This window comes from Noviherbaspirillum sp. ST9, from assembly GCF_048799745.1.
In the GTDB taxonomy this organism is placed as follows: Bacteria; Pseudomonadota; Gammaproteobacteria; order Burkholderiales; family Burkholderiaceae_D; genus Noviherbaspirillum.
Genome location: NZ_JBLWFR010000014.1, coordinates 13,205 through 26,799, shown reverse-complemented (window position 1 = coordinate 26,799; position 13,595 = coordinate 13,205). Strand labels below are relative to the sequence as shown.

The following is a 13,595-nucleotide window of genomic DNA, read 5'->3' as shown; positions in this document are numbered from 1 at the left end:
CGGCTAGACGCGTTCAATGGCAACGGCGATTCCCTGCCCTACCCCAATGCACATCGTGCATAGGGCAAAGCGCCCGCACACGCGTTGCAACTGGTAAGCGGCGGCCGTGATGAGGCGTGCGCCGCTCATGCCGAGCGGATGGCCAAGCGCGATGGCGCCGCCATTGGGATTGACGCGCGGATCGTCATCCGGGATGCCCAATTCGCGCAGCACCGCCAGCGCCTGCGAGGCGAAAGCCTCGTTGAGCTCGATGACGTCGAACTGCCCGATGGTCATTCCAAGGCGGGCCAACAACTTTCGTGTTGCCGGCACCGGTCCGATCCCCATGACGCGTGGCGCGACGCCGGCGGTCGCCATGCCGAGCACACGTGCTTTTGGTGCCAATCCATAGGCAGCGATGCTTTTTTCGTCTGCCAACAGGATGGCTGCTGCACCGTCGTTGACACCGGAAGCGTTGCCGGCCGTGACGGTGCCATCGGAACGCACGACGGGCTTGAGCTTTGCGAGCGCGTCAAGTGAGGTCTCGCGCGGATGCTCGTCGTCCGAGACAACGGTTTCCTGCCCTTTTCGCCCGGCGATCCGCACCGGCACGATCTCCTGCGCCAGCACACCGCTCCGTTGCGCCTGCATCGCCTTTTGCTGGCTTCGCAGGGCAAAGGCATCCTGGTCTTCGCGGCTGATCCGGTAGTCGCTCGCGACGTTCTCGGCCGTTTCCGGCATAGAGTCGGTGCCGTAGCGCTGCGTCATCAGCGTGTTGACGAAGCGCCAGCCGATGGTCGTATCGTACAGTTCCGCCTGGCGAGAGAAGGCACTCGTTGCCTTGGCCTGTACGAACGGTGCACGGCTCATGCTTTCGACGCCGCCGGCAATCAGCATGCCCGCCTCCCCTGTCGCGATCGCGCGCGCGGCAGTGCCGACAGCGTCGAGGCCCGAGCCGCAGAGACGGTTCATCGTGGTCCCTGGCACTTCCAGGGGCAAACCCGCGAGCAGTGCGGACATCCGCGCCACATTGCGATTGTCTTCGCCTGCCTGGTTGGCGCATCCGAAAATAACTTCGTCGATACGCGCCCAGTCCACGCTTTCATTGCGTGCGATGAGTGCCCGCAAGGGGATGGCACCGAGATCGTCGGCGCGCACGGAGGAAAGAGCGCCGCCGTAACGGCCGATCGGTGTACGGATGGCATCGCAGATAAACGCGGCATTCATCGTTGCGCGCCTCCCTGATCCGTACTGTCAATGAGCGGGACGCCACTCAGTTCCTGCAGTTCTTCGAAGCCGATGTCCGCATAGATTTCCAGTACATGCAGACCATCCGCGGCGACCTCCATCATCGCAAGGTCGGTGTAGATGCGACTGACGCAACGCATCCCGGTCAATGGATACGTGCATTGCGACACGATCTTGCTCTCGCCCTGCTTGGTCAAATGCTCCATCATCACGAAGACCTTTTTCGCACCGGTCGCCAGATCCATGGCACCGCCCACCGCTGGAATGGCACCGGGTGCCCCGGTATGCCAGTTGGCCAGGTCTCCGCGCACAGAAACCTGGAATCCGCCAAGTACGCAGTAGTCGAGATGGCCGCCGCGCATCATGGCGAACGAGTCGGCATGGTGGAAAAACGCGCCGCCCGGCAGCAGTGTCACAAATTGCTTGCCGGCATTGATGAGGTCTCCGTCCTCCTCGCCAGGCGCCGGCGCGGGCCCCATCCCGATTACGCCGTTCTCGCTGTGCAGGATGATCTCGCGGTCGCCGATATGGTTTGCGACGAGCGTAGGGACGCCGATGCCAAGATTGACATAGGCGCCCTCCGGGATATCGCGCGCCACTCGCTGCGCCATTTCGTCTCGCGTCAAGCGCTTCATGTTTGCTCCTTGCCGGGTACGCGCACCACGCGCTGCACGAAAATGCCCGGCGTTACGACTGCTTCGGGATCGAGTTCGCCAAGCGGCACGATGCTATCGACCTGGACAATGGTTGTCTTTGCCGCCGTCGCCATGATCGGTCCGAAATTGCGCGCAGTCTTGCGATACACGAGATTGCCCCAGCGGTCCGCCTTGAGTGCCTTGATGAGCGCAAAGTCGGCATGCAGCGGCAACTCGAAGACATAATGCTTGCCGTTGATTTCGCGGCACTCCTTGCCTTCGGCGAGCTGTGTGCCATAACCGGTCGGCGTATAGAATCCGCCGATGCCGGCGCCGGCCGCACGAATGCGTTCCGCCAGGTTGCCCTGCGGGACCAGTTCGAGCTCGATCTCGCCGGCGCGATATAGCGCGTCGAACACATGCGAGTCGCTCTGGCGCGGAAAGGAACAGATGATCTTGCGCACCCGCTTCGCCGCGAGCAGCGCGGCAAGGCCAGTATCACCGTTGCCCGCATTGTTGTTGATGATGGTGAGCTCGCGGGCGCCGTGGTCGATGAGCGCATCGATGAGCTGCGCCGGCATGCCGGCAGTGCCGAAGCCGCCGATCATGACCGTCGCACCGTCGTAGATGTCGGCAACGGCAGCGGACAGGGTTGGAAGGATTTTATCGATCATGGATGACAATGTTGCGCTTCAGGAGACGGCGCGCTCGTAACGCCCCATATGCAGAGTGTCGCGCTCGCCGACGGCGGGTTGCAGCACGAAATCGAAACGGATGCGGGTGAACGGCGTATCGATGCCCAGCGATTCGTACCCGCCCTGCGCCGGAACGTCTTCCATCGTCACGACCAACCCGTCTCGGGTGGCAAACGCAAAGTCATCATCGATGAAGGTATCCCCTGGGATATTGACCTGGGTCGTGAGCGTACGCTTCCCGCCCGCTGAAACCAGGAAATGGATATGCGCAGGCCGGTTGCCATGCCTGCCAAGCAGGTCGAACAATTCCGACGTCGGGCTGGCGGGCGGAATCGCATAGCCGGGCGGGAGTACGCTGCGGAAGCGATAGCGGCCCTGGTCATCGGCAACGATGCGGCGACGCAGGTTAAAGGCTGCCTGCGAGGGGTCGAAATGCGAGTAGGCGCCCTTCTCGTTTGCATGCCACACGTCGATGATGGCGCCGGGCAAGGGTTTGCCGCAAGTGTCGCGGATCGTGCCTTCCATGACATAGACCTTGCCCGGCATGCTGCCGTTATCGAGACGCGCCTCGTATGTTGACTGCGGTGCTCCGGGGACGTACAACGGCCCTTCGATTGCTCGTGGCGTACCCGCCGCGAGTCCGGCGCGCGCGTCGGCTTCGTCTTCCAGGATGTCGAGCAGACGGTCGAAGCCCAGCCCGGCTGTGATCAGGCCGACCTGACCGCTCGCGCCCAATCGGGACAGCCACTGCATCGCCGCCCAGAATTCTTCCGGCTTGACGTCAAAATCCTCGATCGTCCTGAACAGGTCGGTGACAATGCGTTTTGTAATCGCACGCGTCCGCTCGTTGCCTTCCTTGACCCTGGCCTCGGTCACCCGCCGCAGCAATTCACTTCGATTGAATTCATTTTTCATCGCAAGCTCCTTATCCATGTGATGAAGCCATGGTATTGGCCGTCGCGTAGACCGTCCAATATCATTTGGGTGCGCGCCGATATCTTTAAGGTATGGGCGGACAACCGGCGCGCATCACGCTGCGGCTTGCCATACCTTGAGTGCATCGACCGTCTCGGCGACATCGTGCACACGGACGATCGAAGCGCCATGCGCCGTCGCCGCCAGTGCCGCGGCAATACTGGCCGCCGTGCGTTGCCGGACCGGTTTCCCGGTAATCTCTCCCAGCATGGACTTCCGCGACAGGCCTGCCAGCAATGGCACATGCAGATCGAATTTGATGTAGTGGATGCCGGACAAAAGCGCCAGATTCTGCGCGACCGTCTTTCCAAATCCAAAGCCCGGATCGATGCACATGCGGTGCCGTGCGATGCCTTCTTGCTCGAGCGCACGCACGCGCCGATAGAAAAATTCCCGTACCTCGTTGGTGACATTTCCCGCCGGCGACGGGAGGTGGAGGTCGCCCGCCGGACCGTACGCGTGCATGATGCACAGACCGCAGTCGCTCTCGTGTACCGCCTGTACCGATTCAGGATGGCGAAAACCATTCACATCATTAATCATGTCGGCGCCTGCGCCGAGCGCAGCGCGCATGACGTCCGGCTTGAACGTATCGACCGCGATAGGGACGCCGCAGTCGCGCAAGGCGGAAATCACGGGGAGAATGCGCCGTTGCTCTTCGTCACCCGGTACTGGCGTTGCTCCGGGTCGTGTCGACTCGCCGCCGATTTCGATGATATCGGCGCCTTCGGCGATCATGGCATTCGCACGCGCTACGGCCTTCACGACAGTGTCATACCGGCCACCGTCGGAGAACGAATCGGGATTGACGTTCAGGATGCCAACGACCAGCGTACGGGATCCTGGTCCGCCCATTGCAAAGCGAAAACGTCCGACCTGCCAAATGGTTTCCTTGATTTGCATTTGATCATCCATTACGTGGCGCTCGCCTCTTTCGATGGTGGGCGGTTTGCGTTTGCGAGCAGGCGTTCGAGCATTTTCTGCAACTGCTCCGACTCCTCGGCGGAAAAGCCTTGCAGGAAACGCCTGTTGATATCGATAAGGATCGGTTCGATCTGCGGGTACAGGTTACGTCCCATCGGCGCCAACTCAACGATCATCGCCCGCTTGTCGGTGTCGCTACGCGTGCGTCGCACGATCCCTTTTTCTTCGAGCCTGCCGATCAGCCGCGACATGGCGCCCATGTCGATGCCCGCATATGCCCCAAGTTCGCCGATCGTCTGGAGTTGATCCCGGGCGATCGCGACCACGACGACCAGTTGGGCCGCCGTCAGATTCAGCCGCGCGAGATCCTGCTCGAGGGCGCCAAAGAGTGCGTTGCGCACTGAATTGACCAGATAGCCGAGGCCGTTCCTGCTGCTGGAGCAGACGTGGCCGGATGAAAAAGGTGGCTCCATTCGAGACTCCTGTATGCTTCGCTTCAATTTACTTGCCTAGGCAAGTAAAGTCAAGGAAGTACAAAGCAGGCATTGCCGGATTCACAATCAGGTGTCAACAAATTCGAGCGCTGAATGGTAATGCGACTAATTCTCATTTACAATCACAGTGGCAAGTGAAGCAAGCCCCTTGACCCACGCATTTATAGGGACTGGTTATCACCCCTTGTTGAGAGAACTGTCCGCTCACCCGAGCCGCAGCCATCAGGCGTTAAACACTAAAAGAAACAACACCTATCATGATTGCACTACAACGCGTCATCCTTGCACTCCTCGTCAGCCTGCTGTCCGCCGCCCCGGCATTTGCCAGCACGGATCCCACCGCGGACAGGGCCACGCAGATCTGGCAGCTTCTCGATTACATGGCCGTCGATTACGCCGGTGCGGTTTCCGGCGGCCGGGTTACCAATGCCGACGAGTACAGCGAGATGCAGGAATTCTCGCAAACCGCCGAGCGCTTGCTGCATGAACTTCCGGACCGACCGGCAAAGGCCGGCCTGCTGCAGCAGGCGGGACAACTGAAAAACGCTGTCGAGAACAAGGCGGCGGAGGCGGAAGTTGCCAGCGTTGCACGCAACCTTGCGTCCGCCCTCCTCTCCGCCTATCCAGTCCCGATGGCCCCTAAAAAGGTGCCTGACCTGAAGCACGGCCTCACGCTCTACCAGGCGCAATGCGCTTCCTGCCACGGTGCCGAAGGCCGCGGCGATGGCCCGCTGGCAGCGAAGCTCGACCCGGCGCCGATCGCCTTTACCGACCGTGAACGCGCACGCGAGCGCAGCCTCTTCTCCCTGCATCAAAGCATCACGCGCGGCGTGGAAGGCACCTCGATGACTTCGTTCGCAGCGCTTTCCGACGACGACCGCTGGGCACTGGCCTTCTACATCTCCACGCTCGCGTTCCAGAAGGACGAGCTGGACGCCGGCAAGACAGCATGGGGCAGCGACAAGGCATTGCATACCGTTGTTCCTTCCCTCGATGTGCTCACGCAATTGACCGAATCGGGACTGGAGAAGACGCTGCCGAAGAACACCGCAGGCGCCGTGCTTGGCTTCCTCCGCGCGAATCCGGACGAAGTGATCGCAGCGCCGGGCGGCACGCTTGCATTGGCCAAGAGCCGCCTCCGCGAAAGCCTGGCCGCCCTGGCCAAGGGCGATGCCGCGACGGCCACTCGCCTGGCCCTGTCCTCCTATCTGGATGGCTTCGAGCCGGTCGAGCCGGCGCTCGCCATCAAGGATAAGGCGCTGCTGGCGAAGATCGAGCAGTCGATGGGTGCCTATCGTGCGGCCGTCACAAAGAACGATACCGCCTCCGCTCGCGAGATCGAAGCGCAATTGCAGGACGCGCTCGATGCAGCCCAACGCAAGCTGGAGATGACGGACGACGACAAATTCGGCGTCTTTATCGGTGCGTTGACAATCCTGCTTCGCGAAGGCCTCGAAGCGCTTCTGGTTGTCGTCGCGATGATTGCTTTCCTCAAGAAAGCCGAGCGCCGCGAAGTGCTGCCCTATGTCCACGCGGGCTGGATCACGGCTCTTGCCGGCGGCGTACTGACGTGGTTTGCCGCCACCTACCTGATCGAGGTCAGCGGTGCGAGCCGCGAATTGACGGAAGGGTTCTCGGCGATCTTTGCGGCGGTCGTGCTGCTCGCCGTGGGCATCTGGATGCACCAGAAGAGCCTTGCCGGCCGCTGGCAGGCGTATATCCGAGACAAGCTGTCCTCCGCGCTCGGCAAGCGTTCCGCGCTCATGTTGTTCATCCTGGCATTCGTCACGGTGTACAGGGAGGTCTTCGAAACCGTCCTCTTCTACGCTGCACTGTGGAGCGACGGCGCAGGCGGCCATCTTTTGGCTGGACTTGGCCTGGGCATCGTGATCCTCGCGGCCATCGCCTATGTCATGCTGCGTACTTCCGCACGACTCCCGATTGGCCAGTTCTTCGCGGTCAGCTCGGCACTTGTCGCGGTACTCGCCGTCGTATTGATGGGCAAAGGTGTTGCCGCGCTGCAGGAGGCGGGCATGCTGGATGTGACACCACTCGATGTGCCCAGCGTCGACCTGCTTGGCATCTATCCCTCGATGCAGACCATCGTTGCCCAAATCGTAGTGTTGCTAGTCGTCGCCGGCAGCATGTTCCTGAACGCCTACGGCAACAGGAAGGTCCGCTGATCCGCCTGAACGCGCCCCGTCTTGCTTCCCGGGGCGCGTTTATTCATACGGTTAGTACGGCAGATCGAACAACAAGACTTCCGCAGCTTCCGCCCCGGACAGTGTGACACCGGCCTCTTCCGTCACCTTCAGCGCATCGCCGGCCGCCAGGGCGATGCCGTTCACGACCACCCGGCCGCGCGCCACGTGGACGTAGGCAATCCTTCCCTCGTCCAACCCGTAATCCACCGTGTCGTCGCCGTCCAGGATGGAGGCGTAGATCGCGGCATCCTGTCGCAGCGATACCGATCCGTTGCGTCCATCCTCGGAAGCGATCAGGCGCAGTCGGCCCTTCTTTGATTCGACGTCAAAGTGCTTTTCCTCGTAGCCAGGCGCGCCGCCTGCGTTCGGCATGATCCAGATCTGGAGGAAATGGACAGGCGCTTCCCTGGAGTGGTTGTACTCGCTGTGCACCACCCCGGTGCCCGCGCTCATACGCTGCACATCGCCGTACCGCAGCACCGAGCCATTGCCCATGCTGTCCTTGTGTTCGAGCGCGCCATCGAGGACATAGGAAATGATTTCCATGTTCCGGTGGCTGTGCGGATCGAAGCCGCGGCCCGGCTCCACCCGGTCCTCGTTAATGACGCGCAAAGGACCGAACCCCATGTGCTCGGGGTCGTGATAATGCCCGAAAGAAAAGGTGTGCTGCGAATGCAGCCAGCCAAAGTCGGCAACCCCGCGGTCGTTGCTTTTACGAATGTTCAGCATGCATCACTCCTTGTCTTGTTCAATGGATTTCATAATCGATATTCAAACCATTCGAATATTCGCTTGAGACCGAAATCCTTTGTGAGATGTATTATGGGGATCAAAGCCGGGAATCAAAAACGGAAATTTTAGCGCCCTATTTTCAATATTTTCGAATTATGAAACTGAGACTCAGCCTGGAAGCACTTCAGATTGTCGACGCCATCGCCCGGCGGGGCTCCTTCTCTGCCGCGGGGAAAGAGCTGTTCAAAGTGCCCTCGACGATTTCCTATACGGTATCCAAGCTCGAGGATGATCTCGGCGTGCAGTTGTTCGAGCGGTTCGGCCCCAAAGTCGCGCTGACGGCGGCCGGAGAGGAATTACTGAAGGAAGGCCGCTATCTGCTCAAGGCAGCCGGCGACCTGGAGTGCCGCGTCCGGCGCGTGGCGGATGGCTGGGAGACAGAGTTTGCCATCGGCATGGACTCCATGCTTTCCCCGATTGGCCTGAGCAAAGATATCGAGGCGTTTTACACGGCCGCGGACAGGACGCGCCTGCGGATCGTGCAGGAGGCGCTGTCGGGAACATGGGAAGCGCTGCTGGACAGGCACGTGGACCTGCTGATCGGCGCGGCGGGAGAAGGCCCTTCCGGCGGCGGTTACACCGCGGAACCGATCGGCACGATATCGTTTGTCTTTACGGTTTCTCCTGCTCACCCCCTGGCAAAGGCAACGTCCCCGCTTTCCAAGGCCGACCTGCATGACTACCGCGCGGTTTCCGTCTCCGATTCGGCACGACAGCTGGAAGCGCGCACCGTCGGACTCCTGTTTGGGCAAGACACCCTGTCCGTACCCGACATGCTCACGAAATTTGAATTCCAGGTTGCCGGCCTTGGCTTCGGCTTCTTGCCCGAGGATTGCGCGCGCCCCGCAATCGCGAACGGATTGCTCATCGAAAAGAAAGTGCGCGAGCCAAAGCCGGATGAAACCTTCTATCTCGCGTGGCGACCCGGGGAAGAAGGCGCGGCGCTCACATGGTGGATCGACCGCGTGCGTTCCGCGCAGCCGTTTGCCAAGCTACGCAAGCCGACATGGGTCCAGTGATCTTCAGCAGGATTTTTTCGCGGCGATTAACATGTGCGGGTTGACGAGAATCGCGCGTGCTTTTCAAAATGAGAATCACTAACGAAATGAACAGCGCACCTTGACCATGTCACTGCTGCGTGCCACGCTTAACCATTACAATATTTACCAGGAGCAGTCATGAAAGGCGATACGGGGATCATTGATATTCTGAACGGCCTGCTCGCCGGCGAACTGACCGCAGTCGACCAGTATTTGATCCATGGCGAGATGTACGCCAACTTCGGCTTTCCGCAGCTTGCCGAACACAGCCTCCACGAATCCGACCATGAACGTCATCACGCGCGCTTGCTCATCCAGCGCATCCTCTTTCTCGAGGGCGTCCCCGACCTCAGCAAACGCAATGCGTTGAAGGTCGGCAGCACGGTCCCGGACATGCTGCAAGCAGACCTGGATGTCGAATACCACGTTGTCGGCGAACTGAAGAAGGCCATCGCCGCGTGCGAGACTGCCCGCGACTTCGTCACGCGGGACATGCTTGTCCAGCAGCTCGATGATACGGAAATGGACCACGCCTACTGGCTTGAACAGCAGATCCGCCTGATCGGGCTGGTCGGCCTGCAAAACTACCAGCAAAGCCAGATGAGTTCGTCCTCTTCCTCCGCGACCTGAGGGCGTACACGATGAAAGGCGACGCGCAGATCATCACGCTGCTCAACAAGGTGCTGAAGAACGAGCTGACAGCGATCAACCAGTACTTTCTCCATGCCCGCATCTACAAGCACTGGGGCTTCGGCGAGATTGGCCGTGTCGAGTACAAGCAGTCGATCCGCACCATGAAGGAAGCCGACGACGTGATCGAGCGCATCCTCTTCCTGGAGGGCCTGCCCAACCTCCAGGACCTGGGGAAGCTCCTGATCGGGGAAGACGTGGCGGAATGCATCGATTGCGACCTTCGCCACGAGAAAAGCCATCACCAGTTGCTGGTACAGGCGATCGCCAACTGCGAGGCCGCCCACGACTATGTCAGCCGCGAATTGCTCGACGACCTCCTGGAACACTGCGAAAGCGCGATCGACTGGCTGGAGACCCAGCAAACGCTCATCAAGGACGTCGGACTGCAGAACTACCTGCAGTCGCAGATGAAAGGCGCGGACGCGTGAGGCCTGCGCCGGCCGTTCGCCCCGCCCCGCGCGTCTTTCACTTGAAAAACGACAGCCGTGTCAACAGGGTGTAATCCGCCTCCGACGCCATCAGCCAGACCAGCACCAGCAGGCACAGTGGCGGAACCAGGATGGCGTACACCAATGCCATTCGCTCCCAGGCCATGTGCATGAAAATCGCGACGATCAACCCGGCTTTCAGCAGCATGAAGACAATGATCAGGGTCCATCGCAGGTAGCCCTGAAAATGAAAATAGTCCACCAGATAGGACAAGGTGCTGAGCACAAACAGCAATCCCCAGATCTTGAGGTACAGGCTGACCGGATGTTGTTGTCCGCCGGGAGAACCCATGGCGTGCCTCACCAGAGATAGAACAGCGCGAAGATGAATACCCAGACCAGATCGACGAAGTGCCAGTAGAGCCCGGCGATCTCCACGATCTGGTAATTGCCGCTTTTTTCAACGCGTCCGCGCAGCACGCGGAGCGCCACGATCAGCAGATAAATCACGCCCGCCGACACATGCATGCCGTGAAAGCCGGTGATCATGAAGAAGGTGGCGCCGAACTGCGCCGCTCCCATCGGATTGCCCCAGGGGCGGATGCCTTCTTCGACGATGAGTTTGGTCCATTCGAAGGCCTGCATGCCGACAAACAGCGCGCCGAATGCAGCGGTCGCCAGCATTAATGCCGCCGTGCGACGGCGATCGCGGCGGTAAGCAAAATTGACGGCCATTGCCATCGTGCCGCTGCTGGTAATCAGCACGAACGTCATGATGGCAATGAGAATCAGCGGCACCTCGACGCCGCCGATATTCAATGCGAACACTTCGCTGGGATTCGGCCAGGGCGCCGGCGTCGATACACGCACGGTCATGTAGCCGGTCAGGAAGCAACTGAAGACAAAGGTGTCGGAGAGCAGGAAGATCCACATCATCGCCTTGCCCCAAGATACCGAGAAGACTTCCCTGTCGGACGACCAGTCGGCCACCAGTCCGCGCCATCCGCCCGGCGATACCGGCGCCGCATCCTTCGATGGTGACAACTGCGCGCTCATACCTCCTCCGTAGCCTTGTCTTCAGCGCGTGCCGCAAATGAGGCGCACCACTTCCGGCGTCAGCCAGCCAAGTGTGCCAAACAGCACCAGCCACACCGCCAGCAGGAAGTGCCAGTAGCGGGCGCATAGCCTCATGCGCCGCGCGACACGAACCGCGCCAATCTGCCGATGAAAACCGGACAAGGTGGCGCCCCACCCGGCCAATCCGCCGGCCACATGCAAGCCATGCATGGCGGTCAACAAATAAAAGAAGCTTCCGGCCGGGTTCCCCGCCGGGGCCACCCGGCTCTCCAGGAGCGTCTGCCACGCCCAAAGCTGCGCCCCCAGAAACGCGATGGCAAAGACACCGCCTGACACCAGCAGGAGATGCGCCCCGTCCCAGCGTCTGTGCCGTGCGAAGCCGTTGGACAGTTGCAGGCATACGCTGCCGGCAATGAGCATCATCGTACTGAGCCATAGCTGCCATGGCATCGCAATCACGGACCAGTCCGTCCCGTCCATGCGCATGACATACGCGGCGATGAACAGCGAAAACAAGGACGTTGCCACGGCCATGAACGCCCACAATGCCACGGTGGCGGGGTCCGGACGGTTGCCATGCCGATCGCTTACATCGGGAGCGATGCCATGATCGCCACCCTCCATCGAGGCGCGGAACATCAACGGAGTGCTCATGCCAATGCCTCCTTGCCGCCATAAGGTTCAGGTTCTGTGCCCCCTACTTCCGGCGCGGCATTCTGTGCAATGAAATCCTGCGACGCGCCGGGCACGCTATACGCGTATGCCCAGCGATAAGCCACCGGCAATTCCGGCCCCCAGTTGCCGTGACCGGGCGGGGTTTGCGGTGTCTGCCATTCGAGCGACGCTGCCCGCCACGGATTACCGTCGGCGTGCCTGCCGCGAAATGCGCTCCACACGAGGTTGTAAACGAAGACAAGCTGCACGGCGCCAACGATCAACGCCACTATGCTGATGAAGGTGTTCAAGGAATGCGCCGACTGCGGAATGAAATCATAGTGCTCGAATGCGTAGTAGCGCCGCGGCATGCCGAGGATGCCGAGGTAATGCATCGGAAAAAAGATGGTATAGGTACCGAGGAAAGTGATCCAGAAATGGAACTTGCCGAGCCGGTCGTCGAGCATGCGGCCGGTGACCTTCGGGTACCAGTGGTAGATGCCGCCAAAGACCACGAGAATCGGCGCCACGCCCATCACCATGTGAAAGTGCGCCACCACGAAATAGGTGTTGGATAGCGGAATATCCACGCTCACATTGCCCAGGAACAGGCCGGTCAACCCGCCGATGACGAAGGTGCTGACAAAGGCCAGTGCGAACAGCATCGGCACCGACAGATGGATATCCCCGCGCCACAACGTCAGCAGCCAGTTGTACACCTTGATTGCCGTCGGCACGGCGATGATCAGCGTGGTGGTGGCGAAGAAGAAGCCGAAATACGGATTCATGCCGCTGACGAACATGTGATGCGCCCATACCACGACCGACAGCACGCCGATGGCAAGAATCGCCCACACCATGTTGCGGTAGCCGAAGATGCTCTTGCGGGCATGCACGCTGATGAGGTCGGAGACGATGCCGAACGCCGGCAGCGCCACGATGTAGACTTCCGGATGGCCGAAGAACCAGAACAGGTGCTGGAACAGGAGAGGACTGCCGCCCTTGTAATTCGTCACCTGTCCCATCGATACCAGCGATGGCATGAAGAAGCTGGTGCCCAGGGTCTTGTCGAGCAGCATCATCACGCCGCTCACGAACAGGGCCGGAAACGCCAGCAGCGCCAGGATCGTTGCGACGAAAATGCCCCATACCGTCAGCGGCATGCGCATCAGGGTCATGCCTTCGGTGCGCGCCTGCAAGACGGTCGTCACGTAATTCAGGCCGCCCATGGTGGCGGCGACGATGAAGATCACCAGCGACACCAGCATCAGGATGATGCCCCATTCGTAGCCCGGTGTTCCAGGCAAAATGGCTTGCGGAGGATAAAGCGTCCATCCAGCGCCGGTGGGCCCGCCCGGCACGAAGAAGCTCGCCATCAGCACTACGACCGACAGCAAATATACCCAGAAGCTGAGCATGTTGAGAAACGGAAAAACCATGTCGCGCGCACCGACCATCAGCGGGATCAGGTAATTGCCGAAACCACCTAGGAACAAGGCGGTGAGGAGGTAAATCACCATGATCATCCCGTGCATGGTGACGAACTGGTAGTAGCGTTGGGCATCGATGAATTCGAAGCGGCCGGGGAAACCGAGTTGCAGCCGCATCAGATTGGACAGCAGCACGCCGACCAGGCCGACTGCGATGGCGGTACAGGCATACTGGACCGCAATCACCTTGTGGTCCTGGCTCCAGACGTATTTGGTCCAGAAACTTTGCCCGCCGTGACCATCGTGCGCGTAATCCATGGCGTGTTC

The 13,595-nt window shown here is 60.6% G+C and carries 15 protein-coding genes; 4 read left to right on the top strand and 11 right to left on the bottom strand.

Going from position 1 to position 13,595, the window contains the following annotated elements; genetic code table 11:
- Window positions 1-3: 3 nt before the first annotated feature.
- The 6 genes from pcaF to ACNOHI_RS23505 all read right to left on the bottom strand — a co-directional run bounded on the left by pcaF (window position 4) and on the right by ACNOHI_RS23505 (window position 4,929).
- A complete protein-coding gene (gene pcaF / locus ACNOHI_RS23530; RefSeq protein WP_420477156.1) occupies window positions 4-1,206 on the bottom strand; it encodes a 3-oxoadipyl-CoA thiolase in 1,203 nt (400 codons plus the stop codon).
- On the bottom strand, window positions 1,203-1,862 hold the full coding sequence (locus ACNOHI_RS23525) for a 3-oxoacid CoA-transferase subunit B (RefSeq protein WP_420477155.1): 660 nt from the start codon (window positions 1,860-1,862) through the stop codon (window positions 1,203-1,205). The genes pcaF and ACNOHI_RS23525 overlap by 4 nt, the downstream gene beginning before the upstream one ends.
- Entirely contained in the window at window positions 1,859-2,536 is a 678-nt protein-coding gene (locus ACNOHI_RS23520) for a 3-oxoacid CoA-transferase subunit A (protein ID WP_420477154.1), read from the bottom strand. The genes ACNOHI_RS23525 and ACNOHI_RS23520 overlap by 4 nt, the downstream gene beginning before the upstream one ends.
- A gap of 18 nt (window positions 2,537-2,554) precedes the next feature.
- Window positions 2,555-3,472: a dioxygenase gene (locus ACNOHI_RS23515; RefSeq protein ID WP_420477153.1), complete on the bottom strand. Its 918-nt coding sequence runs from the start codon at window positions 3,470-3,472 to the stop codon at window positions 2,555-2,557.
- Window positions 3,473-3,586: 114 nt separating this feature from the next.
- Window positions 3,587-4,435: a dihydropteroate synthase gene (gene folP / locus ACNOHI_RS23510; RefSeq protein ID WP_420477152.1), complete on the bottom strand. Its 849-nt coding sequence runs from the start codon at window positions 4,433-4,435 to the stop codon at window positions 3,587-3,589.
- Between the two features lie 11 nt (window positions 4,436-4,446).
- Complete coding sequence (locus tag ACNOHI_RS23505; RefSeq protein ID WP_420477151.1) at window positions 4,447-4,929, bottom strand: MarR family winged helix-turn-helix transcriptional regulator; 483 nt, start codon at window positions 4,927-4,929, stop codon at window positions 4,447-4,449.
- Between the two features lie 278 nt (window positions 4,930-5,207).
- Here ACNOHI_RS23505 and ACNOHI_RS23500 point away from each other — a divergent pair, with 278 nt between their 5' ends.
- Entirely contained in the window at window positions 5,208-7,133 is a 1,926-nt protein-coding gene (locus ACNOHI_RS23500; protein WP_420477150.1) for an FTR1 family protein, read from the top strand.
- Between the two features lie 51 nt (window positions 7,134-7,184).
- Here the strand turns inward: ACNOHI_RS23500 and ACNOHI_RS23495 are convergent, their stop codons facing one another.
- Window positions 7,185-7,883 carry a pirin family protein gene (locus ACNOHI_RS23495; RefSeq protein WP_420477149.1) on the bottom strand — a complete coding sequence of 233 codons (699 nt, stop codon included), beginning with the start codon at window positions 7,881-7,883 and terminating at the stop codon, window positions 7,185-7,187.
- A gap of 158 nt (window positions 7,884-8,041) precedes the next feature.
- On the opposite strand from ACNOHI_RS23495, the gene ACNOHI_RS23490 reads away from it, so the two are divergent.
- The 3 genes from ACNOHI_RS23490 (at window position 8,042) to bfr (ACNOHI_RS23480) (ending at window position 10,107) form a co-directional block, all read left to right on the top strand.
- Window positions 8,042-8,965: a LysR substrate-binding domain-containing protein gene (locus ACNOHI_RS23490; RefSeq protein WP_420477148.1), complete on the top strand. Its 924-nt coding sequence runs from the start codon at window positions 8,042-8,044 to the stop codon at window positions 8,963-8,965.
- 159 nt (window positions 8,966-9,124) lie between these two features.
- Window positions 9,125-9,616 (top strand): bacterioferritin, encoded by a 492-nt coding sequence (gene bfr / locus ACNOHI_RS23485; RefSeq protein WP_420477147.1) that lies wholly within the window; start codon window positions 9,125-9,127, stop codon window positions 9,614-9,616.
- Window positions 9,617-9,627: 11 nt separating this feature from the next.
- Window positions 9,628-10,107: a bacterioferritin gene (gene bfr, locus ACNOHI_RS23480; RefSeq protein WP_420477146.1), complete on the top strand. Its 480-nt coding sequence runs from the start codon at window positions 9,628-9,630 to the stop codon at window positions 10,105-10,107.
- 37 nt (window positions 10,108-10,144) lie between these two features.
- On the opposite strand, the gene ACNOHI_RS23475 is transcribed toward bfr (ACNOHI_RS23480), so the two are convergent.
- The 4 genes from ACNOHI_RS23475 to ctaD are packed head-to-tail and all read right to left on the bottom strand — an operon-like array spanning window position 10,145 to window position 13,586.
- Window positions 10,145-10,459, bottom strand: a complete 315-nt coding sequence (locus ACNOHI_RS23475; protein WP_420477145.1) for a cytochrome C oxidase subunit IV family protein — start codon at window positions 10,457-10,459, stop codon at window positions 10,145-10,147.
- An 8-nt stretch (window positions 10,460-10,467) separates the two neighbouring features.
- A complete protein-coding gene (locus tag ACNOHI_RS23470; protein WP_420477144.1) occupies window positions 10,468-11,163 on the bottom strand; it encodes a heme-copper oxidase subunit III family protein in 696 nt (231 codons plus the stop codon).
- A 21-nt stretch (window positions 11,164-11,184) separates the two neighbouring features.
- On the bottom strand, window positions 11,185-11,838 hold the full coding sequence (locus ACNOHI_RS23465) for a bb3-type cytochrome oxidase subunit III (protein ID WP_420477143.1): 654 nt from the start codon (window positions 11,836-11,838) through the stop codon (window positions 11,185-11,187).
- The gene (gene ctaD / locus ACNOHI_RS23460) at window positions 11,835-13,586 is read right to left on the bottom strand and encodes a cytochrome c oxidase subunit I (RefSeq protein WP_420477142.1); all 1,752 of its coding nucleotides are present in this window, start codon (window positions 13,584-13,586) and stop codon (window positions 11,835-11,837) included. Before ctaD ends, ACNOHI_RS23465 begins: the two co-directional genes overlap by 4 nt.
- Between the last annotated feature and the right edge of the window lie 9 nt (window positions 13,587-13,595).

What these genes read in the sequence shown, in the direction of transcription:
- ACNOHI_RS23505 (WP_420477151.1), bottom strand. Translation starts at nt 4,929, where the DNA reads ATGGAGCCACCTTTTTCATCCGGCCACGTCTGCTCCAGCAGCAGGAAC.
- ACNOHI_RS23520 (WP_420477154.1), bottom strand. Translation starts at nt 2,536, where the DNA reads ATGATCGATAAAATCCTTCCAACCCTGTCCGCTGCCGTTGCCGACATC.
- bfr (WP_420477146.1), top strand. Translation starts at nt 9,628, where the DNA reads ATGAAAGGCGACGCGCAGATCATCACGCTGCTCAACAAGGTGCTGAAG.
- ACNOHI_RS23495 (WP_420477149.1), bottom strand. Translation starts at nt 7,883, where the DNA reads ATGCTGAACATTCGTAAAAGCAACGACCGCGGGGTTGCCGACTTTGGC.
- ACNOHI_RS23465 (WP_420477143.1), bottom strand. Translation starts at nt 11,838, where the DNA reads ATGAGCACTCCGTTGATGTTCCGCGCCTCGATGGAGGGTGGCGATCAT.
- ACNOHI_RS23475 (WP_420477145.1), bottom strand. Translation starts at nt 10,459, where the DNA reads ATGGGTTCTCCCGGCGGACAACAACATCCGGTCAGCCTGTACCTCAAG.
- ACNOHI_RS23500 (WP_420477150.1), top strand. Translation starts at nt 5,208, where the DNA reads ATGATTGCACTACAACGCGTCATCCTTGCACTCCTCGTCAGCCTGCTG.
- ACNOHI_RS23490 (WP_420477148.1), top strand. Translation starts at nt 8,042, where the DNA reads ATGAAACTGAGACTCAGCCTGGAAGCACTTCAGATTGTCGACGCCATC.
- ACNOHI_RS23515 (WP_420477153.1), bottom strand. Translation starts at nt 3,472, where the DNA reads ATGAAAAATGAATTCAATCGAAGTGAATTGCTGCGGCGGGTGACCGAG.
- ACNOHI_RS23525 (WP_420477155.1), bottom strand. Translation starts at nt 1,862, where the DNA reads ATGAAGCGCTTGACGCGAGACGAAATGGCGCAGCGAGTGGCGCGCGAT.
- ctaD (WP_420477142.1), bottom strand. Translation starts at nt 13,586, where the DNA reads ATGGATTACGCGCACGATGGTCACGGCGGGCAAAGTTTCTGGACCAAA.
- pcaF (WP_420477156.1), bottom strand. Translation starts at nt 1,206, where the DNA reads ATGAATGCCGCGTTTATCTGCGATGCCATCCGTACACCGATCGGCCGT.
- ACNOHI_RS23470 (WP_420477144.1), bottom strand. Translation starts at nt 11,163, where the DNA reads ATGAGCGCGCAGTTGTCACCATCGAAGGATGCGGCGCCGGTATCGCCG.
- folP (WP_420477152.1), bottom strand. Translation starts at nt 4,435, where the DNA reads ATGCAAATCAAGGAAACCATTTGGCAGGTCGGACGTTTTCGCTTTGCA.
- bfr (WP_420477147.1), top strand. Translation starts at nt 9,125, where the DNA reads ATGAAAGGCGATACGGGGATCATTGATATTCTGAACGGCCTGCTCGCC.